Annotated in this window: 18 protein-coding genes and 3 riboswitches; of the genes, 6 read left to right on the forward strand and 12 right to left on the reverse strand. The window is 41.9% G+C overall.

Annotation, left to right across the window (positions count from 1 at the left end; genetic code table 11):
- Positions 1–47: 47 nt before the first annotated feature.
- The 6 genes from ACFO6W_RS06945 to ACFO6W_RS06970 all read right to left on the reverse strand — a co-directional run bounded on the left by ACFO6W_RS06945 (position 48) and on the right by ACFO6W_RS06970 (position 7,049).
- Positions 48–932: a sugar phosphate isomerase/epimerase family protein gene (locus ACFO6W_RS06945; protein WP_379994678.1), complete on the reverse strand. Its 885-nt coding sequence runs from the start codon at positions 930–932 to the stop codon at positions 48–50.
- Between the two features lie 99 nt (positions 933–1,031).
- Positions 1,032–1,916, reverse strand: coding sequence for a 3-keto-disaccharide hydrolase (locus ACFO6W_RS06950; protein WP_379994680.1), 885 nt, complete (start codon positions 1,914–1,916; stop codon positions 1,032–1,034).
- A gap of 33 nt (positions 1,917–1,949) precedes the next feature.
- Positions 1,950–3,422 (reverse strand): Gfo/Idh/MocA family protein, encoded by a 1,473-nt coding sequence (locus tag ACFO6W_RS06955; protein WP_379994682.1) that lies wholly within the window; start codon positions 3,420–3,422, stop codon positions 1,950–1,952.
- 69 nt (positions 3,423–3,491) lie between these two features.
- Positions 3,492–5,189 carry a Gfo/Idh/MocA family protein gene (locus ACFO6W_RS06960; protein WP_379994684.1) on the reverse strand — a complete coding sequence of 566 codons (1,698 nt, stop codon included), beginning with the start codon at positions 5,187–5,189 and terminating at the stop codon, positions 3,492–3,494.
- 20 nt (positions 5,190–5,209) lie between these two features.
- Positions 5,210–5,698 carry a DoxX family membrane protein gene (locus ACFO6W_RS06965; RefSeq protein ID WP_379994686.1) on the reverse strand — a complete coding sequence of 163 codons (489 nt, stop codon included), beginning with the start codon at positions 5,696–5,698 and terminating at the stop codon, positions 5,210–5,212.
- Positions 5,699–6,038: 340 nt separating this feature from the next.
- Positions 6,039–7,049, reverse strand: coding sequence for a Gfo/Idh/MocA family protein (locus ACFO6W_RS06970; RefSeq protein ID WP_379994688.1), 1,011 nt, complete (start codon positions 7,047–7,049; stop codon positions 6,039–6,041).
- 879 nt (positions 7,050–7,928) lie between these two features.
- Between ACFO6W_RS06970 and ACFO6W_RS06975 the strand changes: the two genes are divergently transcribed.
- From ACFO6W_RS06975 to ACFO6W_RS06990, 4 genes are all read left to right on the forward strand, one after another.
- Positions 7,929–11,126 (forward strand): SusC/RagA family TonB-linked outer membrane protein, encoded by a 3,198-nt coding sequence (locus ACFO6W_RS06975; protein ID WP_379994690.1) that lies wholly within the window; start codon positions 7,929–7,931, stop codon positions 11,124–11,126.
- Positions 11,127–11,143: 17 nt separating this feature from the next.
- Positions 11,144–12,685 (forward strand): SusD/RagB family nutrient-binding outer membrane lipoprotein, encoded by a 1,542-nt coding sequence (locus tag ACFO6W_RS06980; RefSeq protein WP_379994692.1) that lies wholly within the window; start codon positions 11,144–11,146, stop codon positions 12,683–12,685.
- A 121-nt stretch (positions 12,686–12,806) separates the two neighbouring features.
- On the forward strand, positions 12,807–14,039 hold the full coding sequence (locus ACFO6W_RS06985) for a TlpA disulfide reductase family protein (protein ID WP_379994694.1): 1,233 nt from the start codon (positions 12,807–12,809) through the stop codon (positions 14,037–14,039).
- A 15-nt stretch (positions 14,040–14,054) separates the two neighbouring features.
- Positions 14,055–15,098 (forward strand): EFR1 family ferrodoxin, encoded by a 1,044-nt coding sequence (locus tag ACFO6W_RS06990; RefSeq protein WP_379994696.1) that lies wholly within the window; start codon positions 14,055–14,057, stop codon positions 15,096–15,098.
- Between the two features lie 120 nt (positions 15,099–15,218).
- Here ACFO6W_RS06990 and ACFO6W_RS06995 read toward each other — a convergent pair whose 3' ends face one another.
- The 6 genes from ACFO6W_RS06995 to ACFO6W_RS07020 all read right to left on the reverse strand — a co-directional run bounded on the left by ACFO6W_RS06995 (position 15,219) and on the right by ACFO6W_RS07020 (position 20,892).
- Positions 15,219–15,872 (reverse strand): WbqC family protein, encoded by a 654-nt coding sequence (locus ACFO6W_RS06995; protein ID WP_379994698.1) that lies wholly within the window; start codon positions 15,870–15,872, stop codon positions 15,219–15,221.
- A gap of 7 nt (positions 15,873–15,879) precedes the next feature.
- Positions 15,880–16,872 (reverse strand): signal peptidase I, encoded by a 993-nt coding sequence (gene lepB / locus ACFO6W_RS07000; RefSeq protein WP_379994700.1) that lies wholly within the window; start codon positions 16,870–16,872, stop codon positions 15,880–15,882.
- 108 nt (positions 16,873–16,980) lie between these two features.
- A complete protein-coding gene (gene lepB, locus ACFO6W_RS07005) occupies positions 16,981–18,495 on the reverse strand; it encodes a signal peptidase I (RefSeq protein ID WP_379994703.1) in 1,515 nt (504 codons plus the stop codon).
- A gap of 32 nt (positions 18,496–18,527) precedes the next feature.
- Positions 18,528–19,244 (reverse strand): 4-hydroxy-tetrahydrodipicolinate reductase, encoded by a 717-nt coding sequence (gene dapB, locus ACFO6W_RS07010; RefSeq protein ID WP_379994705.1) that lies wholly within the window; start codon positions 19,242–19,244, stop codon positions 18,528–18,530.
- Between the two features lie 347 nt (positions 19,245–19,591).
- Positions 19,592–20,095, reverse strand: a complete 504-nt coding sequence (locus tag ACFO6W_RS07015; RefSeq protein WP_379994707.1) for a threonine/serine exporter family protein — start codon at positions 20,093–20,095, stop codon at positions 19,592–19,594.
- A 2-nt stretch (positions 20,096–20,097) separates the two neighbouring features.
- Positions 20,098–20,892, reverse strand: coding sequence for a threonine/serine exporter family protein (locus ACFO6W_RS07020; protein ID WP_379994710.1), 795 nt, complete (start codon positions 20,890–20,892; stop codon positions 20,098–20,100).
- Between the two features lie 176 nt (positions 20,893–21,068).
- Positions 21,069–21,320, reverse strand: a riboswitch (cobalamin riboswitch).
- 238 nt (positions 21,321–21,558) lie between these two features.
- Positions 21,559–21,806, forward strand: a riboswitch (cobalamin riboswitch).
- Positions 21,807–21,980: 174 nt separating this feature from the next.
- On the opposite strand from ACFO6W_RS07020, the gene ACFO6W_RS07025 reads away from it, so the two are divergent.
- Together ACFO6W_RS07025 and nrdG are read left to right on the forward strand one after the other, a co-directional pair.
- Positions 21,981–24,188 carry an anaerobic ribonucleoside triphosphate reductase gene (locus ACFO6W_RS07025; RefSeq protein ID WP_379994713.1) on the forward strand — a complete coding sequence of 736 codons (2,208 nt, stop codon included), beginning with the start codon at positions 21,981–21,983 and terminating at the stop codon, positions 24,186–24,188.
- Positions 24,181–24,747, forward strand: coding sequence for an anaerobic ribonucleoside-triphosphate reductase activating protein (gene nrdG, locus ACFO6W_RS07030; protein ID WP_379994715.1), 567 nt, complete (start codon positions 24,181–24,183; stop codon positions 24,745–24,747). The genes ACFO6W_RS07025 and nrdG overlap by 8 nt, the downstream gene beginning before the upstream one ends.
- An 11-nt stretch (positions 24,748–24,758) precedes the next feature.
- Positions 24,759–25,048, forward strand: a riboswitch (cobalamin riboswitch).
- Positions 25,049–25,078: the final 30 nt, after the last annotated feature.

Here is a 25,078-nt window from a genome sequence, read left to right on the forward strand (position 1 = left end):
GCTTATCCGGAAAATGAGCAGAGCTTTCCGCCCTGCTCATCTATAATTTATTTATCGTAACTTTTTTTTACCAACGGGCAATTCAGTAAATACTCCAAACTCTTTTTCACACTTTCGAAAGGAGTGAAGTTGTACTGTTCCACTTCCACAATCAGGTGTTTTGTTCCTGCTGCGTCTGTATTATTGAAGATAGCGTCAAATCCGACCATACCGCTCTGTCCAAGTTCCTTATTGTCCTTGATATGAAGCAAAGCGAAACGGTTCTTATATTTATTGAAATAATCCACAGGGCTTTTTCCGCCTCTTACTACCCAATATACATCCATTTCGAAGAATACGTATTCAGGATTTGTATTCTCAATCATATAGTCGTACATCACTTTGTCCTCTATTTTATTTCTAAGTTCAAAGTCATGATTATGATATCCGTACAACATGCCGTTTTCCTTACATTTCTTGCCTATTTCATTGTAGTATTCGCAATAGGTCTGTAAATCCTTCAATGTCTTGGGCGTTTCCATGGATGGGGTAACGATGTATTTCATTCCGGCAGCCTTATGCGCGGCAATACACTGATCCCACCATTTCATAGCTTCAGTGAAATCTTTTGACGCCAGTTCTTTCTCATTAAGTCCCCGGCCGGTATGGGAAGATAATACTTTCATTCCGGCAGCTTCGATGTCGGCTTTGAATTCTTCCGGCGTTTTTCCATAGAATTTACCATCGCCATAGTTCGCAGCCTCAACTGCCGTATATCCCATTTCCCCGGCTTTCTTTATTGTGCCGGCATAGTCTTTGGATATATCGTCCCTAAGGGAATATAATTGCAGGGCTATATCTTTCTTCGGAGGGGCCTGTTGAGTCACTGTTTCCGCTTTTGGAGAACAAGAGATCAGCAGAAGGGCAGCTATAAAAAACGTTGTTATTTTCATGCTAATTAAATAAGATATATTTAAAAGTCAAATCCATGAAGGATATGTTCCTCAATGGATTTGACATTATTATAATAGAAAAAATTAGTTGCCTGATTATTAATCAAGTATCTTAACTTTGATATTACGGAACCAAACATCATCTCCATGATCCTGGAATCCGATATAACCTTCTCTGTTAGTTCCGCCAAGATTGTTCAGCAATTCGAAAGCCAAAGGCCATTTTTCCTGGCTGAATTTACTTGCTTGCAACAATTCTGTCCATTGAGGAGTCCACAAATGGTACTCAACTACGTTTTCTCCGTTTTGTCCGTGAACAACAGTTCCTTTATATACCATAATCTTACCTGTGTTCCACTCTCCAAAAGGTTTAGAGTTTTGAGGTACTGCAGGGATCATATCATAAAGAGATGCTGACTGACGATTGTTGTCTTTACCCATTTTTGCATCAGGATGGTTGGCATTGTCCAGAACCTGGTATTCAGGGGATGAGATATAGATAGGTTCCATTCTCTTTTCACCCTTATCGTTTGTTGTTTCAATTTCCTGTGCAAGGAAGAAAACTCCGGAATTACTGCCTTTAGCTACTTTCCAATCGAAAGTCAACTCGAAGTTTTTGAATTTATGAGCAAAAATAATATCTCCGCCGTCTTTATCCTGAGCTTCACCGCCACCTGTTCCATTGAACTTGATAGCGCCCTGCTCGATAACCCATTTTCCAGGAACGGCATCTTTTCCATAACCGCGCCATCCTTCAAATGTTTTGCCATCGAAAATAGTAATAAATCCGTCTTTATCTTTCGCAAATTTAGAAAGATCTATCTGTGGTTTTTCCACTACAGTGTACTGAGGAGCAGCAGCTTCAGCTTTCTTTGTAGAGTCTGCATTTTCACCTGCATTTTGCGCATCTTTTTTGGCACCTCCGCAAGCAACCATTGCTCCTGCGATCATAAGGCATCCCAGACTGTAAATAATTTTCTTCATTTCTTTATACGGTTTAATTTAACAATTTTAATATTACGGCATATCCGGCAATTTCCAACCATCACGATAATTATGCTTGATCAGTTCCTGCGCAAATTCCTGTGCATTGATAGGATCTGTCCATATCTTGTTGAATTTTGGGTCGCCGTCGACAATCTTGAAGTCGTCTTTCTTCAGAATACGGATTTCTTCGTTAGGATTGATATTTGTAAATTTCATATTCTTTCCATCCCAAAGTAGCTCCTTATTCAGGTTCTGCAAGCGTACAGCAAGTACACCCATTACTACCATTTCGTTGAAAGGTCCTGCTTCGCTAAAGTCAGAAGCAGTCAGCACGCGGCTGGAAGCATCTTCTTTACATGCACGTACCCAGTCCATTTCATGAGAAGTTTCCACACGACGGCAAACTTTAGGCGCATTAGGTTTACGGCCCGAAAGCAACCATGGGTTCACACCATAACATCCGCAGATCAATGTATCTTTAGTTCCGTGGAAGATAACACCACCACCTGCATCATTCATGCTTTTGCCTTGTGGCCATCCGGCAGGCATATTTGGTTTCAAACCTCCATCATACCAGTGTACTTCGACTTCCGGCATAGATACCTTAGGCATATTGTCGCGGGCCGGGAATACAAGTTTTACATACTGGGCCTGAGGTGCGCAGTCCTGTAACAACATAGTGGAAGATCCCTGAGCACTTGTAGGATAACCTAATTTCAGGCCTTTAAATACAGGGTGAAGGATATGACAAGCCATATCTCCCAATGCTCCTGTACCATAATCCCACCAGCCACGCCAGTTCCAAGGAGTATACAGAGCATTGTAAGGACGCATTTTAGCCGGTCCTGTAAACAAGTCCCAATCTAATGTCTTTGGTATTTTATCTATTTTCTCAGGAGCATTCAACCCTTGTGGCCAGATCGGGCGGTCTGTAAAGGCTTCTACTTTTGTGATTTCACCTATTTCGCCATTCCATATCCATTCGCAAACAAGGTTTACTCCTTCGGCGGAAGATCCCTGATTACCCATTTGGGTCGCCACCTTATGCTTCTTGGCAAGATTGGTAAGCAAGCGGGATTCATATACTGTGTGAGTCAATGGTTTCTGGCAATAAACGTGTTTGCCCATTGTCATTGCATCAGCAGAAACAATAGCGTGTGTATGGTCGGCTGTAGCTACGATAACAGCGTCGATGGATTTACCCATTTCGTCATACATTTTGCGGAAATCCCAGTATTTTTTTGCATCGGGGAATCTGTCGAATACGCCTTTCGCATATCTCCAGTCCACGTCGCAAAGAGCTACGATGTTTTCTGTTTTTTCCACTTGCTTGATATTAGCATGTCCCATACCACCAATACCTATTGCGGCAATATTTAGTTTGTCGCTTGGTGCAACATGCCCGAAGTTTTTACCCAAAACGGTGCTTGGGATAATTGTCAGACCGATAGCAGCTTTAGCTCCGGTACTCAGGAATTTTCTCCTTGAAATGTCTGATGCCATAAGTTTTTCTGTTTTTAGGTTTAATAATTATTAATTATTATAGATTTAATGTCCTTTTAAAATTGATTATCAGCTGATTTCTCCTCTGACAATTTCTTCTTTGTCTTTGTCCCAGTACATAGTACGGCCTTCGAGATAAGCCCGTGTTCCCATATGCGCGGTTATCGCCTCTTCGAAGGCTGCATTTATATCACAAGACGGCTTATTATTCCGGTTACGGATGCATTCGACCCATTCTCTGACATGAAGGAATGTGGTATCGTAACGTTTTCCTCCCAGGTAAGAATATAATAGTCCGCGTTGGGCAAAATACATTTCGGTAGCTGAAGTTATCGCATCCACATTGTTTTTTCCGGGAACATATGTATAGAATGGCACATCGGGTTTGATGATACCTTTCTCAAGTTTTTCTTTATATCTGGTAGAACCGCTGTCTATTTTCACCGTCAGCGTATCTCCTACTTCCATCGATGCATCATGCCCCATGATGACTTTACCTCTGTTGCGGCTGCTTGCCAGGGTAGCACTGTACAGCATCGTCAGGTTCTTTTCAGGGAATTCGAATGTGGTTTGCAACACATCGGGGACAGTCCGTCCATCTTTGAAGAAGTACACGCCACCCGATGATGTAGCCGAATGAGGTATACCTACTCCCATCAATTGGTTGATGGCATCATACTCATGTGTGAGCAAATCCCCGCTAAGCCCGGTACTGTAATCCCACCAGCAGCGCCAGCGGAAGAAACGTTCGAGGCTGAATTTATCCCTTGCTTCAGGACCAACATATTTAAGCAGATTGTACTTGGTCATGTAATCCATGTATTCCTTAATCCGTTCCGGGTCTCCTTCATACTGTTTCCAGTCTATGGTCTGAGGATTGGCATCCGGATGGATATCATATACCCATGCACCGTTAGGATCATTCCTGTTAGTACATACTTCGATAAGGCTGATCGGGCCCAGCAGCCCTTTATCTATAATTTCCTTTGCCTTGCGGTAACTGTCGATCTGGCGCCCCTGATGTCCTAATTGGAAAACGATCCCTGTCTCTTTGACAATATCCCTCACCATATATGTTTCAGGCACTGTCCACGAAAGGGGTTTCTCTACATATACATGCTTTCCGGCTTTGGCTGCATCCATTACCATGGTGCTATGCCAATGGTCGGGAGTTGCAATAATAACAGCATCTATATCTTTATCGGCAAGCATTTCTTTATAGTGGCGGTATCGTTTTGGGGCAGGCCCCATTTTACCTCCGATACCTTCCCTGTGAATATTCGCTCCGGCAGCCATCCCTTCTTCTGCAAATGTATCGAAGATATCGCATATTCCGGCAAATACAATATTCAGGTCCTCCTGCTCCTTAAAGTCTTTGTAGCGGGTATCTTTCTTGTTCTTTTTGGCATCATCTATCCACCCCTGTAAATGTTTGGGAGTGGCAAATCCGGCAGCTCTGAGCAAATATTTTCCCCTGCCTCCATAACCGATAACGCCTATGCGGATTTGCTCTCCGTTGGGCTGCAGACCGGGTATCGACGGGGTTTCGGCACTCAGTTTGAATACATCGCTTACATCATTCAGTGTCTTGGTGTATTTTTGTTTTTGATATACACCATATGCCAAAGCGCCTAGAACCGGAGTTGTAGCCAATGCTTTGAGGGCATTACGCCTGCCTTGGGACTCCGGTAACGGATTATTTTCCGGAGTTTTTTTATCGTTCTTTTTATCTTTATCCTCAGGGACAATTCTGTCTTCGGGTGTCATAATATTATAGTATGTTAGCTTTATTTGCGTTTAAATAATTTACAGATATACCGGTCAAGGCCAATTATCCGGGAAGTAGGAAAATAAATGAGTACCATCAATGCTCCTATTTCAATTACGTTTTTATCTATCCAGAGGTAAGAGCCTTCTGTGGGCATCATATAAGCGGCTCCGATAAAAGGTGGGTGTGACAGGTAATATAGTGCAAGAAAAATGATACCTCCAATGGAAGCGATGCGTGAGAAACATCCCAATATTAGTCCTAATCCGATTAGTGTTAATCCATACACATTAATATAGTTGGATACTGCTAAAAAACCCGGGTCGGCGGCTAAATTATGAAAATATTCAGCAAAAAATCCCTGAGAATCCATCAGGTAAGGATAGGCTGACCAGCCTGAATTTAAAATTTTTACGATTCCCTCGTATAAGAAATGCCATCCGATTAGCAGCCGTAATATAACCAGCCAAAACGTTTGGGCGCGTGAGTAAGATGTCTGTTCATTCATGGATTAAGTTAATAAATAAATTGTTTCTTTTAATATTGTTTATTATTTGGGGTCTTATTTTCGCAATAAAATTTACATACTAATCTCCTGATGCAATAATAATCAAAGTATAACATGGTTTTATTTCTTCTTAAGGCTCTTGGTCACAGCAAGTTCAACTCCCCGTACAGGTAAATTCAACGATCCATGAAGTCTTACTTATTAAATGCGGAATAAAGCTATGAATATTTTGAGTGAATAATAATTTATTATTGTTAAAAAAAGTTTTCTAAAAAAATTAAAATCATATTAATCTGACTTTTACAAAAACAAATGCCAGATATTTGGCACAAATATATACTTATTTGTCATCAGCAGGATATATTACCCCTAACTGTTTCCTTATTTCATCTACTATTTCTATCGTTATAAGGGAGTTTTCATGACTATTGATATCCGACTCGCGTTTTCCGTCCTGTATCAAATTAATGAACTCGGCTACCTCGTAATAATATTCGTGCAACACATCCGGAGAACTTATTCCTTTTTCTTCCCCATTCCTGTATTTAAGTGTTACTTTACTGATAATATTTATCCGGTCCGAGGTTATTGTGCCTTCTTCTCCCTGTATCTCTGTAGGTAAGGCCGAGTCGGCAATTTTGGAGTAAAGCACAGTAGCACTCATTCCTTCATATTCGAAATTCACAGCTCCCTGCCCGTCTGCACCGGTAGATAATTTCAATCCTGTGGCGCTTATTTTCTGTGGACGGCCGAATAAAACCACCATCGGGTATATTGTATATACTCCTAAATCCATTACTGATCCGTTAGACAGCGCAGGATCAAAAGCATTCAGTACAGTCCCTTCTTTCAGCTTATCGTAACGTGATGAATACTGGCAGTAACACGAGAAATATCTCCTTACAATCCCTATTTCCCCCATATGATTTTTCAGTGCCTTGAAATTTGGTGTAAGACTGGGTTTCATGGCCTCCATCAAAGTGACATTATTTTCCCTCGACGCAGCTATCATGGCTTTTACCTCTTTGACATTGGAAGCAAAAGGTTTTTCACACAGAACATGTTTGCCGTGCCCCATAAACAAGATGCTCTGGGAAGCATGCAACGAATTAGGTGAGGCGATATACACGGCATCTATAAGCGGGCTCGCAGCCATTGCTTCCAATGATGTAAATGTATGCGGAACATTATGCTTACAGGCAAACTCATCGGCTTTCTCCTGTGTGCGGGAATATATTGCCGTTAATTCGAAACGGGAGTCGAAACTCGCTCCTTCCAAAACTTTATCTACAATGAAGTTAGTGCCTATCACTCCGAAACGGATTTTAGGCTGTGAGTTACTAAATGTCATAAATCAATTGGTTCTGTTGCTACAAATGTAAGTATAATGAAAGCGAAGAACAAAATATGTGAGCGAATTTAGATAATTTTATCTATAATGAGAAGCCGACAGTCTTTTGCTGTTAGCTTATAGTTCTTTGATATACTGGATTTAGAATTTGAAGATTTAACGTTTAATGATTTAAAGATTGATTAGAAAAAGTAATGAAAAATGTAACCTTTGATACCTTTTAAGATAGTTACGAGTTTGCCTCGCCTTCGCTTCGGCGAATGTTATTTCTTCGCCCTTCGGGCAGTTACGAGTTACAAGTTACAAGTTGTTTTACTGTTCACTGATATATCTGTTACTTTTGTTACCTTTTTGGAGAAAGACACGAGAGACAGGTTGTTAACTACTCCCTGACGAGATGCTTCGTTTCTCTCAGCATGACAAACCACGATACTGTTTACTGATGACTGTTTACTGTTAACTGAAACAAGTGTTACCTTTGTTACCTTTTAACAGTTACGGGTTACAAGATACTTTATTTTGTTTTACGCAAAGGCGCAAAGTTTTTACATCTTACGAGTTGATGACTGTTAACTATTAATTGTAAAGTAGCTTCGCGCTATTGACACATCGGCATATTAGTCAATCGGCACATTGATCTGTGTTACCTTTTAGCCTTCCAACTTCCCCAAAAAGGAGGTGTTTTTTTAAAGGGGCCCCCAAAGGGGGCCAAATACTCGTAACAGGTTAAAGCTATACCATGTTTTAGGTATATAAATACCACATAAAAGGGATTTCACACGCAACATAGTCGTTATACTTTTGTGATAAATATTATCTGTTTTTAACAACAAGATATTTATTGCATCTATAAAAATATTTGAATAAACTACAAAAACTATGTTAGGATTGAGAAAAATAAAATTATTACTATTGTTAAATGCCTTTACAATACTACTATTTGCCCAAACAGATCAAGAGTTTGTCATCAAAGGACGTGTTACCGATGCTACAGGCCTGGAACTTCCGGGAGTTACTGTTCAGATTAAAGGTAATCTTCGGACTGGCACACTGACCAACGAAGATGGTTATTATTCCATTTCCGCACAGAAAAATGAAACTTTAGTCTTCTCCTTTTTGGGATTCGAGACACATGAAGCAAAAGTATTGACGAATACATCTATAAATGTAGTTCTGAAAGAAAAGGCTACAGAACTGGACGAGGTGGTCATCACTTCATTAAACATTCCCCGTGAAAAGAAAGCGCTTGGATATGCTGTTCAGGGAGTATCAGGTGAGGCATTGGAAACAAGGCCGACCAATGCTTTGAGCGCATTGTCGGGCAAGATAGCAGGATTACAGGTTATTTCCAGTGGAGGAAATATGGGAGGATCGTCCAGAGTAACTTTACGAGGTATAAACTCTATTACGGGAAACAACCAGCCATTATACATAATAGATGGCGTTCCGTTGGACAATACAGATATGAATACATCTGCCACGATAAATGGTAGTGCAGGAAAAGATGTGGGTAGTACAATTCAGGACATCAACCCTGACGACATCGCAGACATTAGCGTACTGAAAGGTCCTTCTGCAGCCGCCTTATACGGTACACGTGCAGCTAACGGGGTAATCCTCATCACCACGAAAAAAGGAGATAGAAGAGATGACCGTATAGATATACAGGTAAATACCGGTATTGAGTTCGAAAAAGTAGTCCGCCTGCCTGAACGTCAGAAACTATATGGCGGGGGATACAGCACCACTTTTCAAAAGGCGACTATCGACGGAAAAGAATATAATATAGTGGATTACGCGGCTGACGAAAGCTGGGGCCCGAAACTGGACGGAACACCTGTATTGCACTGGTATAATCTCGATCCTGAATATACAGCCGATTATCTGAATCCTCAGCCATGGGTTTATCCGAAACACGATGTGGAAGACTTCTTCCGTACAGGCGTATCAAATACAAATAATATCGCCCTGTCCAAGAATACGGCAACAGGTACTTTTCGCGTATCATTTACAAACAAGAACGTAAAAGGGACTATCCCGAATTCATCTTTAGGGCGTAACTCCATAAATATATCAGGTAGCACCAAAGGCTCCCTTGTATCATTCTTCGGAAATGTGAACTATATAAATAACAAATCCACAGGCCGTCCGTGGACAGGAGCCTCGAACCGTAACATCATACTCGAGGCATACCAATGGGGACAAGTGCAGGTCGACTATCAAAAGTTGAAAGAATATAAAAGAGCCGACGGAACACCCCGCGCATGGAACAGGACAAGCTGGGAAAATACAGCTGCCGGAGAAAAGACCAAATACATCGATAACCCATACTGGTCGGCATATGAAAGTTACCTGAAAGAAAACAGGGACCGCTTTTATGGAAATGTAGGATTAACAGTAACCCCTACAACATGGCTTAGCCTGACCGGACGGATCAACGGAGATGTTTATCAATACAATTCTCAAGACCGAATTGCTTATTATTCACGTTCACAGTCCCAATATCAGGAGTATTCACAGAAATTCGATGAGTTTAACTATGAATTCCTGGCTACAACCAACAACCGTTGGGGAGATCACTCACTGGTAGCAAATGCCGGTGCGAACTACATGAGGCGCAACAGACGGGTAAGCGACATCCAAACTTCGGGAGGACTTGCCATCCCTGAATATTACAGTCTGAACAATGCTGCGTCTATTATTGTGAACCCATCGACCGGGTTGTACAAGAAAGCCATATCGTCAGTCTATGGTAGCTTCTCTTATGGATGGAAAAGCATGTTGTATGTAGACGGGACATTGCGTAACGACTGGTCATCAACATTACCGGAAGATAATAACTCATTCCTTTATCCATCTCTCACATCGTCTTTCATTCTGACCGAACTACCGGCGTTGAAAGAACAAAGCTGGCTGTCATTTGCTAAGATCCGTTTAGGCTGGGCACAGGTGGGTAACGATACAGACCCTTATCAATTATATAAGACTTATGAAGCCCTGAATTCATTCGATGGCAATATCGTTTATACACTTCCTGAGAAATTGAATAATCCGGAACTGAAGCCGGAAATAACATCTTCATGGGAAACCGGATTACAATTACAACTCTTCGATAATCTATTAGGGCTCGACGTCACCTATTATAATAACAACAGCCGCAACCAGATTATTTCACTGCCTACTTCCGATGCTTTCGGATATAGCTATAAGCTGATCAATGCCGGAAAGATAAATAATAAAGGCATAGAGGCTACATTGACAGTGAACCCTATCAGACAAAAAGACTGGGATTGGACAGCTATTGCAAACTTCTCTAAAAACAGCAATAAGATCATCACACTCTCTGAAGCTGTAAACACTCTCCAGCTAAGTAATACACTGGTATCTCTGGTGGCTAAAGAAGGGGATAGTTACGGACAGATAATGGGATATGACTTTGTATATGCACCTGACGGACAAAAGGTCGTGGATAAAGACGGTGTGTATATGCGTACAGATCAGTTTGTTCCGCTAGGCAGTGTGTTGCCCGACTTCTTGTGGAGTTTCCAGAATCAGTTAAGATATAAAGACTTCTCTTTCGGTTTCCTTATCGACTCACGGGTAGGAGGCAAGTTTTTCTCCCAGACCTATAAAGTGGGTATGTATTCCGGTATACTGAAATCAACTGCGGCTAATAATATCCGTGAAACAGGGACTGTGTTGGATGGCGTTACAGGAGATGTCGTATTCAATTCCGATGGTACATATACTGTAAGCAATACTGCTCAAAACACGAAGAATATAACCGCTCAGGCCTGGGCGCAGAACCAATATAATGGGCCGACAGCCTATACTGTATTCGATGCGACATTTATCAAGCTAAGAGAGCTGACATTCGGTTATACATTCAAACTGCCGAAATGGAAGATAGAAAGTGTCAGCGTTACTGCCTATGCCCGCAACCTATGGAATATTTACACAAAAAGTAAAGATATAGACCCGGAACTGACAAACAGCAGTGGCAATGTACAAGGTATAGAAGGAGGAAATATCCCTACTCCGGTAACATACGGATTAAACCTTGGGTTCAAATTTTAAAAGACAACAAAAAGATTATGAAAATAAATAAACTATATATACTAGGTGCTTTCACATCATTGTTATTATTCACATCATGCGTAGATGATATCAATGAAGATCCCAACCGCCCATCATCTGTACCTACTACATCTTTGATCACTTCTTCCGAGAAATTACTGGTAGATAACCTACGCAGCGAACAAGTATCATTAAGAGGCTCTATACTGTTTGTGCAATATTTTTCACAGAATACTTATACAACACAGTCCCGCTACGACATTCCGTTCAGCTACTCGGACGATTACTGGAAAGGGCTCTATAAGACATTGAATAATCTGGAGGAAATAATAAGGCTCAACACTGATCCTGCAACAAAAGATGTAGCCTCCGCCAATGGTATAGGGCGTAACTCAACTCAGATTGCCATCAGCCGGATATTGAAAACCTATACCTTTTATGCATTGACTGACGTGTTCGGAAATATCCCTTACCAGTCTTATGGCAATAAAGATGCAGATTTTCAGGCTCTGCAACAAAACCCCGAAAATATTACCCCGGCATATGCACCACAAGAAAAGATCTATGCCGATTTCCTGAATGAGCTAAAAGCCGCCAGTGATACACTCCTCAAATATCCGGATGACTCTACCTTTAATAAGGCGGATATCATTTACAGAGGAAAGCACCTGAAATGGGCCAAACTAGCTAATTCATTACGCTTGCGTTTTGCCACCCGCTTAAAGGAGAAGGACAGCGCATTATACAGACAACATTTCGAAGACGCATTAAGCAAAGGTGTGTTCACAAGCAATTCAGACAATGCCGCATTCAAATATTCCGGTACATCTCCAAATGAAGCTCCTCTTTACAGGGCCACCGTAACAGCCAACCGGAAAGACTTCGCCGTTTCTCACATCCTTGTCGATTTGCTAAAAGGCAGTAATCCGGCACTCCCTGTAGCCGACCCACGTTTATCCGCATATGCATTACCGGCAACAGCCACGAATACCTATATAGGCCTGCCATATGGCCTTGCAAACGATCAGGCCGGAAAATTCTCCGCCAATAACGTCAGTTTGCCGGGAGCGGCGATCAATGCGGCGAATTATGCGGAAATCCTGATGGAATACTCAGAAGTTGCATTCCTTATTTCCGAATACAACAACTGGAGCCAAAACGATTATCAGGCAGGAGTACGAGCCTCGCTTGAAAAATGGGGCGTCGCTGCCGACAAAGTTACAGACTACCTGTCCAAGCTGCCTGCGGCTAACCAGAAGAATGTCTTAACCCAGAAATACATCGCATTATATATGCAGGGGCTGGAAGCATGGAGTGAATATCGCCGCACCGGATTCCCCGATTTCCTCATAAAGGAAGGCGACATCATATTCGAAGGCGAAATAGAAGCCAACACTGTAACATATCGTTTCGACCCTCTCTTCGGAGACGGAGGTGTTCCCAGCCGGCTGTATTATCCTACCAAAGAGCAGAACGTGAATAGGGCAAACTATCAGCAGGCACTGTCGGCACAGGGTAGTGATAAAATAGAGACAAAGCCGTGGATATTTAAAAACTAGTATGTATTTTTGTCCTGATACATTCTTCGCCTGCTGCCCCGGAAATGTGGTGTAATTACTCCCATAAGATCTACCACAAACTATGGCAGGGCAAGAATGGTCAGGACTAATTTTTTAGCATATGAAAAAGTATATAATAGCAAGCCTGGCCGGGCTGATCTCTCTGGCCTCATGCAACAAGGAAGTAAATAACAGACTGGCCGATGGCAAATGGCGCGGCGAGTTCTCCGTCTCCGGTGAGAAATTCCCGTTCCTCTTCGATGTCGCAGATGCTGCGACAGACTCTGCCACGGTATATCTGATTAACGGAGCTGAACGCGTACCACTCAAAGGCATCCGCTATTCTACTGATACAGTAATCATTCCCATCGAAGCTTATGATGCTGAAATAAGAGGTGTCATCAGCAACGGAAAATTCGACGGACGATTTATAAAACTCTTTGTCGAAGGCGGCGATGAAGGCGTGCCTTTCTCCGCAGTGAAAACGGACGCACCCCGCTTCGAAAAAGCGGCAACTCCTGCGACAACATCTCTGGCCGGAAAATGGGACATTGATTTCATCAGCCCGAAAGGCGATACGGCACGCAATGTAGGCATATTCAATCAGGGCGGGGATATACTTACAGGCTCTATACTTACCAATGCCGGAGACCTTCGTTATCTTGAAGGTGCATTAACAAACGATGGCTTTCAATTCTCTGCCTTTGCCGGATTAAGTCCTTACCTGATTAAAGGCCGGTTTGCAGGGAGCGATAACTTTACGGGAGAGTTTTACACTACCAGGGGCGTAACTAAGCTCATTGGAAAACGTAATGCCGAAGCGGCACTCGCCGACCCTTACAGCCTTGCGTACATGAAAAAGGGTTTCGACCGTCTTGATTTTACCTTCCCAGATATCGAGGGCAATAAAGTATCGTTATCCGATCCTAAGTTCAAAGACAAGGTTGTGATTGTATCCATACTTGGCAGCTGGTGTCCTAATTGCCTCGACGAGATGGAATACTTATCGCCATGGTATAAAGAAAACAAAGATCGCGGCGTGGAAATCATAGGCCTCGCCTTTGAGCGTAAAGATGATCCTGAATATGTAAAGACAGTTCTTTCCCGTCTGGCGAAACGTTACGATACCACATATGATATCTTATTCGCGGGTAAGCTGGGCGATGATGCAACTGCCAAAGCTCTACCTCAGGTAAGCAAAATAATGGGATACCCCACTACTATTTTTATCGACAAGAAGGGTAAAGTCCGCAAGATACACACCGGCTTCAACGGTCCGGCGACAGGGTTGTTCTACGAAGAGTTTAAGCAAGACTTCAATAAAGTAATAGACGAACTCCTCGCAGAAAAATAAAAACCTGTTCTGTACATGGACAAACTCGGGAAAGCACATGTGTTTTACTTTTCGGGCACAGGCAACGCCCGGCGGGTGGCTATGTGGTTTTCCGGATTTGCTGTTAACAGCGGAATTGAATGTCAATTGACAGATATTTCAAAAATCAATTCCAAGACACAAGTACCGGAACACGGGACATTGATTGTTATCATCTCGCCTGTACACGGCTTTAACTACCCCAGGATAACTCTTGACTTTATCCGCCGCTTTCCAAAAGGGGAAAACAAGGTGGTGCTGATGAACACCAGAGCCGGACTCAGAATCGGTCGTTTCATTACTCCCGGCCTTACAGGGATTAGTTTCATGTTATCCGCATTCATCCTGAAGAAAAAGGGCTATCATATCACAGGACAAATCCCCTTCGACATGCCTTCAAACTGGATATCCATTCATCCGGCATTGAACGGCAAGTCGGTAAAATTCCTGCACCAGAAAAATTATGCACGTCTCGAAAAGCACTGCCAAAAGATATTATCCGGCAAACCTGACTTTGCCTCTGACAAGGACATCGTGCAGGATATTCTCATATCCCCTGTTGCTTTGGCCTATTACCTTGTCGGACGGTTTGCCCTCGCAAAATCTTTCTATGCTTCTCCCGATTGTGACAACTGCGGCTCATGTATAAAGCAATGTCCTGTGAAAGCAATCAGGGATACAGGCTCACGGCCATTCTGGACATACAAGTGCGAAAGCTGTATGAAATGCATGAACGAATGCCCAAAGAAAGCGATCGAAACCGCACACGGATTGTTTCTCACCGTCTCACTGACAGCATCATTTGCGTCATCCTGCTTTATACATCATTTTATCTCAAGCAATATTCAATCCGGCTTTATAAGATCAGCCATCTTCACATCCATCTTCATGCTATTGCTGTTCGCACTGTACAGGTTACAGCATCTCTTCCTCAAGACAAAATGGATTGGGAAGCTCATTTCATATTCATCATTAACCCATTACAAATTCTGGGGACGATACAGATCTATTCCCGATAATAAGTGGAAAGATAACAAATAGAGAATGTGTATAGCTATTATCCTATACTTACTCGTCGAAAAAAATTAACAACCAACGGTCCAAAGACCTATAAATTAATGCCGAACAGCTTATTATACAAATAAACTATTTTCCAAAAGCTCATAATCTTTCATTCACCGAACCAGCAAGCACTATCTGGCTTTCATTTCCCATATTGAACAATAGATCAATGATACTCATATTAGCAATGAATCCGAATTTCTGTTCGAAAACCTGATAATACGGTATGGGAGAGAAATCCGGGTCTAACGATTTCCAATCTTTTTTGGGATGAATCAGCTCTCTGAGATCGGACTCCGTATCTGCAAGTTCGGTCTTATAAGCTGCCGTATATTCTATCTGAGGCAGATTTATATCCAGTAACCGGAGAATCAGATCATTTAATTCTTTATTGTAGTCGAACAGGAAGGAATATTTTTTATGATAGAACGGATAAAAATCATCCTGATAGTATTCGAAAAAAGGTGTCGAATTATATGCCGACACAATAGCATTCCAGTGCATATGCTGCCAGTTACCATGTCCGGCAATCCTGATATCTTTCATCAATGTTTTGTCTTTCGAGGAGTGTTCGACAGGGATAGACAGGGATATTCCGCCATTTGCCGAGACAATAGTGCAACGGTTCCGGTATGTCTGCTTTATATAGTTATCATTTTGCTCTATAAAAATACGGTTGGCAAGAAGAAACTTTGTATAATACTGAACCGGGGCAAGGTATGCTGAAGAAAGGTATATATCATTTAATTTCATCTATCACTTATTTTATGGAAGAGAAACAACGTTCCGCCCTTGTACCGTTTTCGTCCGAACTATGCCAGATCAGGCATGCTTTACCAATAATACTACTGAACGGAATGAACCCGATGGAACGTGAATCTGTAGAATAAGTCCTGTTATCGGACAACATCCAGTAATAACTGTCTTCGAATGTATAGCCGGTCTGTTTTATACCATTTATCAACAGTTCACCGTCCTCAATTTTAGCATCTTGTCCTTCCAGTTCCTGCAAAATTATCTGCTTGTATACGACAAGGTTACTTTCGCTCAAATCTATTATCTTCCCTTTGAATGGAATCAGGAATGTGTGGCTTTGCAGAGTGTCCTTTTTGCAGGGAACAAGTGTCAGCGAATCCGACAAACTTTCATTCAGCACAAATGCGTCGTATTTACTCAATTGGGTGATTATACTATCCCCTTGCCCTATACCTAAAGGCATAGGTATATGCATTCCCTTTGCCACATCTTCCAATTCTTTTTTGGCCGATACCCTGAAATAATATTCTTCTATTGTACCAGGGCTGCTCAGATACGGCCTTCCGTTTATGATAAACAATCCACTCTCTATCCGGATAGAATCTCCGGGCAAGGCAATACAACGGCTAAGCAACAAGCTTCGCTTATCCAAAGGTTTATCTGTTTCCAGAGGATTATTGAAAAGCACGATGTCGTCTCTGTCCGCAGCGTGTGCAAAGAACCTTTTATAAGGCGCTTGCAGGGCTGTAGAGTATGCTTTCATGCCGAATATCTTGTCAAATGTAAATGGAATGCTCAATAAAGTTACCGGCATACGGATGCCATAGGCCGTTTTATTAATCAGTATCTTATCTCCTTTCAGCAATGTAGTCTCCATTTGGGCAGAGGAAACCGAGAATGATTCAAGAAAGAAGCTACGCACCAGTAAAACAATGAGCAAAGTAACAAGAATTACTTTGCCCAGATAAACGTATATATTTTTCTTTTTTGACGACATTGAATTAGTTACAGGTTACTTCGCCCTACGGGCAGTTACAAGTTACGGTCAACAAGTATTCATCCTTACCCTCCCTGCAAGGCCCCTCCGGGGGATTAGGGGACTGGCTCATTTTTTGTTCCCCGATGTAAATAATCTGTTCCAGCGAATCTTACCGCTAAACCATCCTTTATCCTTATCCAGAGACAACCATATAAACAACGGTTTGCCTACGACATGATCTTCGGGAACAAATCCCCAGGAACGGGAGTCGGCAGAATTATCGCGGTTATCACCCATCATGAAGTAATAGTCATATTTGAATGTATAAGAATCGGCTTGTTGCCCGTTGATATACACTTTGCCGTCACGATAGTCAAAATCATTATGTTCATAATTTTTGATACAGCGGATATAAGCCGCAACTTTATAATCCACATCCGTATCAAATTTTATAGTTTCGCCACGTTTAGGAATCCATATTTTAGGAAAGTCACCTGAATAGCAATCCTGAGTCCATGTAATAGGATATACATAGTCGCCATTATCAACATCACGCTTGATCCCTGCTTTTTTCTTAAACTCATTCATTGGAAAGACTGTCAGCACAAAAGGTTTTTCTTTTATTTTTTCAACCATTGCTTTTGTCAGAGGAATCTGATACGCGAGGCCGAAACTTCCATTATTATACTTAAATCCGAGACTGGCCAGCCTCAGACTGTCCGCGCCTTCTATACCCATGGGATTAAATGAATATACCATTTTTTGCCCCATACTGTTGGTATATAAATAGTCATCCTCACTGGCGCCTAATTCTTCAAATATCTTTGCAGCTATCTCAGTACCGTCTGTCTGGATAAAATACAATAGCTGCATGTTTTCGGGACTGGCAATCGGTTTATCATTTATGTAAACAATATCATTTATAAGTTCTATAGTTTCTCCGGGTAACCCGACACACCGCTTTACATAATTTTCCCGTCTGTCTACAGGCCTGTAGACTACATCCCCATATGTCCTTTTATCATTCCATACCACATCACGCCCAACCCTTTTAGCCAGCCCGTAATAATCCCCATTCTGATAATTAAGCGCTACCGTATCTCCGGACGGATAGTTGAACACGACTATATCGTTGCGTTCTATATGCCCTGTGCCTGCAAACCGTTTATATTCCAACTGCGGTTTTTCGAGATACGACTTAAATCCGCCAACAGGAAACGTATGTTGCATCAATGGCAGTGAGAATGGAGTCATCGGGGAACGCGCCCCATAACTAACCTTGCTTACACAAAGGAAATCTCCTACTAAGAGCGATTTTTCGAGAGATGAAGTCGGTATCTGGTAATTCTGGAAAAAGAATGTATTAATGATCCATACACCTACCAATGCGAAAACAATAGCATCTACCCAGTCGAGCACTTTCCTCATATGCGGATTCTTAGCATTGCGCCATGCTCCCCACGGGATAAATTTCGTAATATAGATATCTATAAAAACGGGAATGAGAATCAGGACTCCCCAGTATCCTGTCCAGATAACAAACAAGACACACAATATACATGCAAGAACGGCATATATCCATTGCCTTACGCCGGATTTGCGTTTTTGCTGCGCGCCATCTTTTTTAGTGTTATTTTCCATATTGTAAGTAAAAGTAGGTTTACGACCTTATTTTAAAATTTAAGCATATCATCCATTCCCAGGAAGCCTTTTTTACCTTTGGTAAATTCAGCGGCAATAACTGCTCCCAAAGCAAACCCTTTCCGGCTTTTCGCGTCATGCTTGATGCTGATAATATCGGCATCCGACTCATATATTATTTCGTGTATGCCGGGAACTTCTCCTTCACGGATACAATGGATAGCCAGATCTGATTGTTTTTCTTCAACTTCAAGATTCCAGCGTTCCTTGCGGCTGATATTTTCAATTACACCTTCTGCAAGCGTTATAGCTGTTCCGCTTGGAGCATCCAATTTATGAATATGATGTATCTCCTCCATCTTCACATCATAGTCCGGATAATTATTCATTATCCGTGCCAGATACTTATTTAACACAAAGAAGATATTTACTCCCAGGCTATAATTCGATGCATAGAAGAAAGTCTGTACGCCTTCCGAGCACGCTTTTTTCACTTCATCCATATGTTCGAGCCAACCTGTTGTTCCTGCAACTACAGGAACGTGTGCAGCAAAACATTTTCTGTAATTATCTATCGCACTGTCAGGCGTAGAAAATTCGATTGCCACATCAGCACTTTTGAACGCGGACGAACCGAAATCATCCGTATTATTTACATCTATGACAGATACAATATTGTGACCTCTCGAAACAGCTATCTTTTCTATTTCATGTCCCATTTTACCATATCCGATGAGAGCTATATTCATATTTGAGTATTTGTTAATTTAATTGATTAAAGCTTACAAATATACATAAAAACTTATTTCCAGAGGATTTCCCTTTTAATTAATCCTTGATTATAAGCTTTTTTAAGGACACGAGCCAACTCTTTGTATCAGTAAGTAAAACAACAAGAATAAGTTATAATAGGAAATGCATTATTAAATCCCGGCTATTATCTAATTAAGCAATAAAAGCCACCTACAAAAGGTTAGTCGCCCCCATTCCCGGTTTATTACATCCGGTTAGATATTCTTAACACTTTAGCCATCCCCTGCCTTCAGGAAGAAATGCTTATAAGCATCTCAATTGATGAATTCAAGTCTTTATTAGTTCAAAAAATCTTTATACCCAAATCCCTGATTTTCTTTATATCTTTCACACTTTTTTTACGAAAAACGAGTGCGGCAATGCAAATACCGATCGCCAGACAAAACAATAGCGAAGAGGTAAGAATAAAGTTATATGCGGTATCCTGCAGCAATGACGAACCTTTATTATCCATCCCCTCTTCGTATATCCTGATACAACCGAGCATCGTGCGGTATGCATATAAGCCGGGAATCATCGTAATGCAGGCAGGAAGCGTAAAAACGACAGGAGGCGTATGTATACGGTGGGCGCAATAAATTCCGGCAAGCCCGATAAATACAGTCCCGCAAAGTGTAGATGCGACCAAACCATAATCCAATTGCAACAGCACAAACCGGATACAATGCCCTACCCCTCCTAACAATCCTGCAATCAGCAAAGCTTTTCGGGGGGTCTCGAAAAGAAGCGCGAAGCCTATTGCTACAAAAAAGCTTAGAAAAGCATCTCTTAATATATCTATCATCATCTCTAAAAATTATTAATACCTATCAATGACATACTCATAAACATGCCGATCGCTATACATAACAAAATAAAGCCGCCGAATGCCCCACGCGCAATTCCCGTGGGTATATACCCCTCCAGCAAATCTATAATACAATTAATCAACGGGACCCCCGGTATAAGGAACAGGACAGCGGTTGCTACCGATATATCGGGCGATAAGCCACAACCGAACAATACATTCATGCCGGAGATCGTTGTAGTCGCAAAAGCAGAACATACAACGGCAACCATCAGATTGAAACCCTTTTTTACCATTTCCTGACGCACTGTAAGCCCCATGAGTGACGCTATAAAGGCAAAAGCTCCGTCCATCCAGTCGCCTCCGGCAAGCAAACATAAACAACCACATGCTACCCCGATAAAAACGCGTATCAGCCAAACAGGATGTTTAGGTGCGGCTTTTATCTCATTCAGGCAATTTTCCAGCTCACCCAACGAAATTTTATTCTCAAACAGCTTCCATGTTAACAAACTGGTATTTGTCAATACGCCGAAATGCGCACCATGATGCCTCACCCGCTTGTTTCCGGTTACTGTATTTTCGGGATTTTCACGATCTGTAACCGTTACCGATACAGCAGTAAAGGAGAGAAGCATCTCCACCTTAAAACAAGTCGTATCGGCAATACGTTGCACATTCCGGTTTATACGTTCACAGTGAGCGCCTGACTCTAACAGAATCGTACTGACCTCCAAAATCAGATCGGCAAATTTTGTAGCGGACATACCTTTGTCCTCCGGCAAAACATTTTCCATTTTGTTTGCTTTATAAAATTAATCTCCGGGAGAATAAGTGATTCTGTCGGCGGCTCTTGCAGGGATCTTAGTTATCATATATAACCAACACAATGCAACTTTGACTGTTGCACAAAACCAGCTTTATCCGAACATGAATTTTTACTTCTCCAACTTGCCTCTAATCCTCGAAAGACAAAATCATACTATTACTGGCAGGTCTTCTGACTCACTCTTGCTCCGTGCAGCCTTCCCGATAGACAGTTATCTGTCGACCAGTGGCATTGGGTATCGCTCGGAACAACATCAATGAATGTTAACTGATGACTGTTAACTGTTCACTGAAAAGAGGTTACAGCAGCGGGTCTGTTCAGGACTTGCACCTGATTCCCTTTTTCATTACTTATCCGAAGATGCGGACTTGTAACACCAATAATCAGATACAAAGTTGGAATAAAAAATCGAAATAATAACATTTTGAGAAAATATTTTTTTCTGTAGTTATCGGCAAATCATCCGGAATAAAGATAAATTAATATCGTAAATTATCCAATTTAGGAAACTTTTCAACAATATAAAAGTTTTATTTATCTAATATTGTATAACTTAGAATTTATTTCGGGAAACTTTGGCATTATTTTTCAATAAATAAATCTCATTTTTGAAAACCATATAAAAAAATAATCTACCTTTGTTACCATATACGGTTCTGAAATAAAATCAGATGAAAAGGGAATCAGGTGCAAGTCCTGAACTATCCCCGTAGCTGTAAATTTCAAGAAAAGGTTAGGCCCTCACGCCACTGATCGACAGTTACCGGTCATCAGTTTCAGTTATCATTTTGTTAACTGCTTACTGCTCACTGTTAACTGAACATTGGGAAGGCTCCTAACCGGGAAATAAGTCAGAAGACCTGCCGTGTATACATTCGTAGCTTTCGGGAGAAAAGCGATAGAATAGAATATGCGGTGACTTTACATCTTTAATCTCTCTTCGCCTATTTTGGTCTCTATCCCCGTCAGTTACATTGAAGCAATGTATCATTAATCAACAATTGACGACGCGAAAGCGGGTCGAATACTTTCTTTTACTCATAACATAATACAACCATGATTCAGACAGTCATAAAAAGAGACGGACGCATAGTCGGCTTCAATGAAGAAAAGATAATGGCAGCTATCCGCAAAGCCATGTTACACACCGAACAAGGAGAAGACTCTTCCCTGATAAGACGCATCACGGATTTTATCTCTTGCCAGGGTAACGAGCAAATGACCGTAGAGCAAATCCAGGATATGGTAGAAGTGGAACTGATGAAAAGCCCACGGAAAGAAGCAGCTAAAAAATATATCGCTTACCGCGACCAGCGCAGCATTGCCCGAAAGGCCAAAACACGGGACATGTTCCTCGAAATCATAGAGACCAAATCGAACGATATCACACGCGAAAATGCCAACATGAACGCTGATACTCCGGCAGGAATGATGATGAAATTCGCGAGTGAAACTACGAAGCCTTTTGTTGACGACTATCTGCTGCTGCCGGAAGTAAAAGAAGCCGTCCGCCAAAACTATTTACATATTCACGACAAGGACTATTATCCGACCAAAAGCCTCACTTGTGTACAGCACCCATTAGATAAGATACTTCAGCATGGATTCAATGCCGGACATGGAGAATCGCGTCCTGCCAAACGTATAGAAACAGCGAGCATGATTGGCTGCATATCCATGGAAACAGCCCAGAATGAAATGCATGGTGGCCAGTCCATCCCTGCTTTTGATTTTTATCTGGCACCTTTTGTCAGGCGTAGTTTTATTGAAGAAATAAAAGTGCTGGAACAGATAAACGGACTGGACTACAAACACCTTTACGAAACACCAATAGAGGATTACTTATCAAAAGACCTGACCGGATTACATGGTGACGAAAGAATTATCCAACATGCCATAAACCGTACAGTGAGCCGTGTACACCAGTCGATGGAAGCCTTCATCCATAACATGAACACCATACACTCCCGGGGAGGCAATCAGGTGGTATTCAGTTCTATTAATTATGGAACGGATACTTCTGCCGAAGGAAGATGCATCATGCGGGAACTGTTAATCAGCACAGATGAAGGCGTGGGCAACGGAGTAACAGCCATTTTCCCGATACAGATATGGAAAAAGAAGCGGGGAGTAAGCTATTTACCAACAGACCGGAATTACGATTTATACCAACTGGCATGCAAGGTGAGCGCACATCGTTTCTTCCCTAACTTTCTGAATCTGGACGCGACATTCAACCAACATGAAGAATGGAATGAGAACGATCCCCGCCGTTTTGAATATGAAGTGGCGACAATGGGCTGCCGTACCCGCGTATTTGAAAACCGTTTTGGAAAGAAAACATCGGTAGGCAGAGGCAATCTTTCTTTCTCTACACTCAATCTGGTACGCATTGCTCTGGAATGCAGAAACATAGAAAACGAGAAGGAACGGATCGACTGCTTTTACAGGAAACTGGATCAGATGCTCGGGCTGGCCGCCCTCCAATTGCATCGCCGCTTCGAGTTCCAAAAGACAGCCGCTCCCAAACAATTCCCGTTATTAATGTCGGTGCTATGGGAAGGTTGCGAGCAGCTGGCAGGTGAGGATACAATAGAGAAAGTTATCAATCAGGGCACACTTGGCATAGGGTTCATCGGGCTGGCCGAAGCCTTGGTTGCCCTTACCGGCAAGCACCACGGAGAAGACGAAACCGCCCAGAAACTAGGTCTGGAAATAATAACATATATGAGAGACCGGGTAAATGAATTTTCTGATAAATATCAGCACAACTATAGCGTACTGGCCACTCCCGCCGAAGGACTTGCCGGGCGGTTTACACGACGCGACAAAAAAGATTTCGGACTTATTGAAGGAATTACAGACCGGGAGTATTATACAAACTCAAATCATGTACCTGTATATTATTCATGCAGCGCACATCGGAAAGCTAAAATAGAGGCTCCCTATCACGATCTTACGCGTGGAGGACATATATTTTATGTCGAGATGGATGGCGACGCGACTCATAATCCAGAAGCTATTATGACTGTTGTAGATATGATGGATAAATATAATATCGGCTACGCCTCGGTGAACCATAACCGGAACCGTTGCCTGAAATGCGGATACGAAAATGCCGCTACACAAATAAATGAGTGCCCCCGTTGCGGAAGCATGCAGATAGACCGCCTGCAACGTATAACAGGCTATCTGGTAGGCACTACCGATAGATGGAATAGCGCAAAACTTGCTGAACTTAATGACCGTATTGTCCATGAATAGCAATATATCGATACTGGATATCGTACACGACACCACTGTAGATGGCCCCGGATTCCGGACTGCCATCTATGCCGCCGGGTGTGCACACCTTTGCAAAGGGTGCCACAATCCCCATTCGTGGGATATCGGGAATGGTAAAGCATACTCCATTGATAGCTTATTGGAGAAACTCAAGGAATCCGAGTTTTCCAATGTAACTTTTACGGGAGGCGATCCCTTTATGCAGGTAGAAGGGTTTACAGAACTAGCCCGAAGGATCAAATCCGAAACAGATAAAAACATCTGGTGCTACACGGGCTATATTTATGAACAAATCATAAGGTCGGAAAGGCTATCCCGGATACTTCCCTACATAGATGTACTTGTAGACGGGCGATATGTTGAATCATTAAAAGATGAATCCCTTATCTTCAGAGGTAGCAGCAATCAGCGGTTAATCGATGTCGGAAAATCATTAAAAAGTGCGGCGGTCGTCATCTGGAATAATAACCATTGCATGGAACTATCACATCTACACATACAAAATAAATTTTCTACTGCCAGTCATATAGCAATTTAAGATAAAATATCTACCTTTGTCATGGTTTTGGTGTCATCCTTTATGTTCTTAAAGGATGGTGAAAAGGGAACCGGGTGAGAATCCCGGGCAGACCCGCTGCTGTAAGCTCTTTTCAGTGAACGGTTAATACTAATCACTGATATTTTTTGAACAAAACTTATAGCCACTGATTAACAGCCATCAATCATCAGTTATTCGTTATCATTTTTGTTAACTGTTAACTGCTCACTGTTGACTGAATATTGGGAAGGCAATTCAAAAATGGAGTAAGCCAGAAGACAGCCTAAGAATTTAGAGATACATTGACTTTTCTACGAATAACAATCTGAAT

It is taken from the genome of Dysgonomonas termitidis, assembly GCF_042654545.1.
Taxonomy (GTDB): Bacteria; Bacteroidota; Bacteroidia; order Bacteroidales; family Dysgonomonadaceae; genus Dysgonomonas; species Dysgonomonas termitidis.

Bases quoted from the DNA above. Each gene is read 5' to 3' on its own strand.
- ACFO6W_RS06945 (WP_379994678.1), bottom strand. From the start codon at position 932: ATGAAAATAACAACGTTTTTTATAGCTGCCCTTCTGCTGATCTCTTGT.
- ACFO6W_RS06950 (WP_379994680.1), bottom strand. From the start codon at position 1,916: ATGAAGAAAATTATTTACAGTCTGGGATGCCTTATGATCGCAGGAGCA.
- ACFO6W_RS06955 (WP_379994682.1), bottom strand. From the start codon at position 3,422: ATGGCATCAGACATTTCAAGGAGAAAATTCCTGAGTACCGGAGCTAAA.
- ACFO6W_RS06960 (WP_379994684.1), bottom strand. From the start codon at position 5,189: ATGACACCCGAAGACAGAATTGTCCCTGAGGATAAAGATAAAAAGAAC.
- ACFO6W_RS06965 (WP_379994686.1), bottom strand. From the start codon at position 5,698: ATGAATGAACAGACATCTTACTCACGCGCCCAAACGTTTTGGCTGGTT.
- ACFO6W_RS06970 (WP_379994688.1), bottom strand. From the start codon at position 7,049: ATGACATTTAGTAACTCACAGCCTAAAATCCGTTTCGGAGTGATAGGC.
- ACFO6W_RS06975 (WP_379994690.1), top strand. From the start codon at position 7,929: ATGTTAGGATTGAGAAAAATAAAATTATTACTATTGTTAAATGCCTTT.
- ACFO6W_RS06980 (WP_379994692.1), top strand. From the start codon at position 11,144: ATGAAAATAAATAAACTATATATACTAGGTGCTTTCACATCATTGTTA.
- ACFO6W_RS06985 (WP_379994694.1), top strand. From the start codon at position 12,807: ATGAAAAAGTATATAATAGCAAGCCTGGCCGGGCTGATCTCTCTGGCC.
- ACFO6W_RS06990 (WP_379994696.1), top strand. From the start codon at position 14,055: ATGGACAAACTCGGGAAAGCACATGTGTTTTACTTTTCGGGCACAGGC.
- ACFO6W_RS06995 (WP_379994698.1), bottom strand. From the start codon at position 15,872: ATGAAATTAAATGATATATACCTTTCTTCAGCATACCTTGCCCCGGTT.
- lepB (WP_379994700.1), bottom strand. From the start codon at position 16,872: ATGTCGTCAAAAAAGAAAAATATATACGTTTATCTGGGCAAAGTAATT.
- lepB (WP_379994703.1), bottom strand. From the start codon at position 18,495: ATGGAAAATAACACTAAAAAAGATGGCGCGCAGCAAAAACGCAAATCC.
- dapB (WP_379994705.1), bottom strand. From the start codon at position 19,244: ATGAATATAGCTCTCATCGGATATGGTAAAATGGGACATGAAATAGAA.
- ACFO6W_RS07015 (WP_379994707.1), bottom strand. From the start codon at position 20,095: ATGATGATAGATATATTAAGAGATGCTTTTCTAAGCTTTTTTGTAGCA.
- ACFO6W_RS07020 (WP_379994710.1), bottom strand. From the start codon at position 20,892: ATGGAAAATGTTTTGCCGGAGGACAAAGGTATGTCCGCTACAAAATTT.
- ACFO6W_RS07025 (WP_379994713.1), top strand. From the start codon at position 21,981: ATGATTCAGACAGTCATAAAAAGAGACGGACGCATAGTCGGCTTCAAT.
- nrdG (WP_379994715.1), top strand. From the start codon at position 24,181: ATGAATAGCAATATATCGATACTGGATATCGTACACGACACCACTGTA.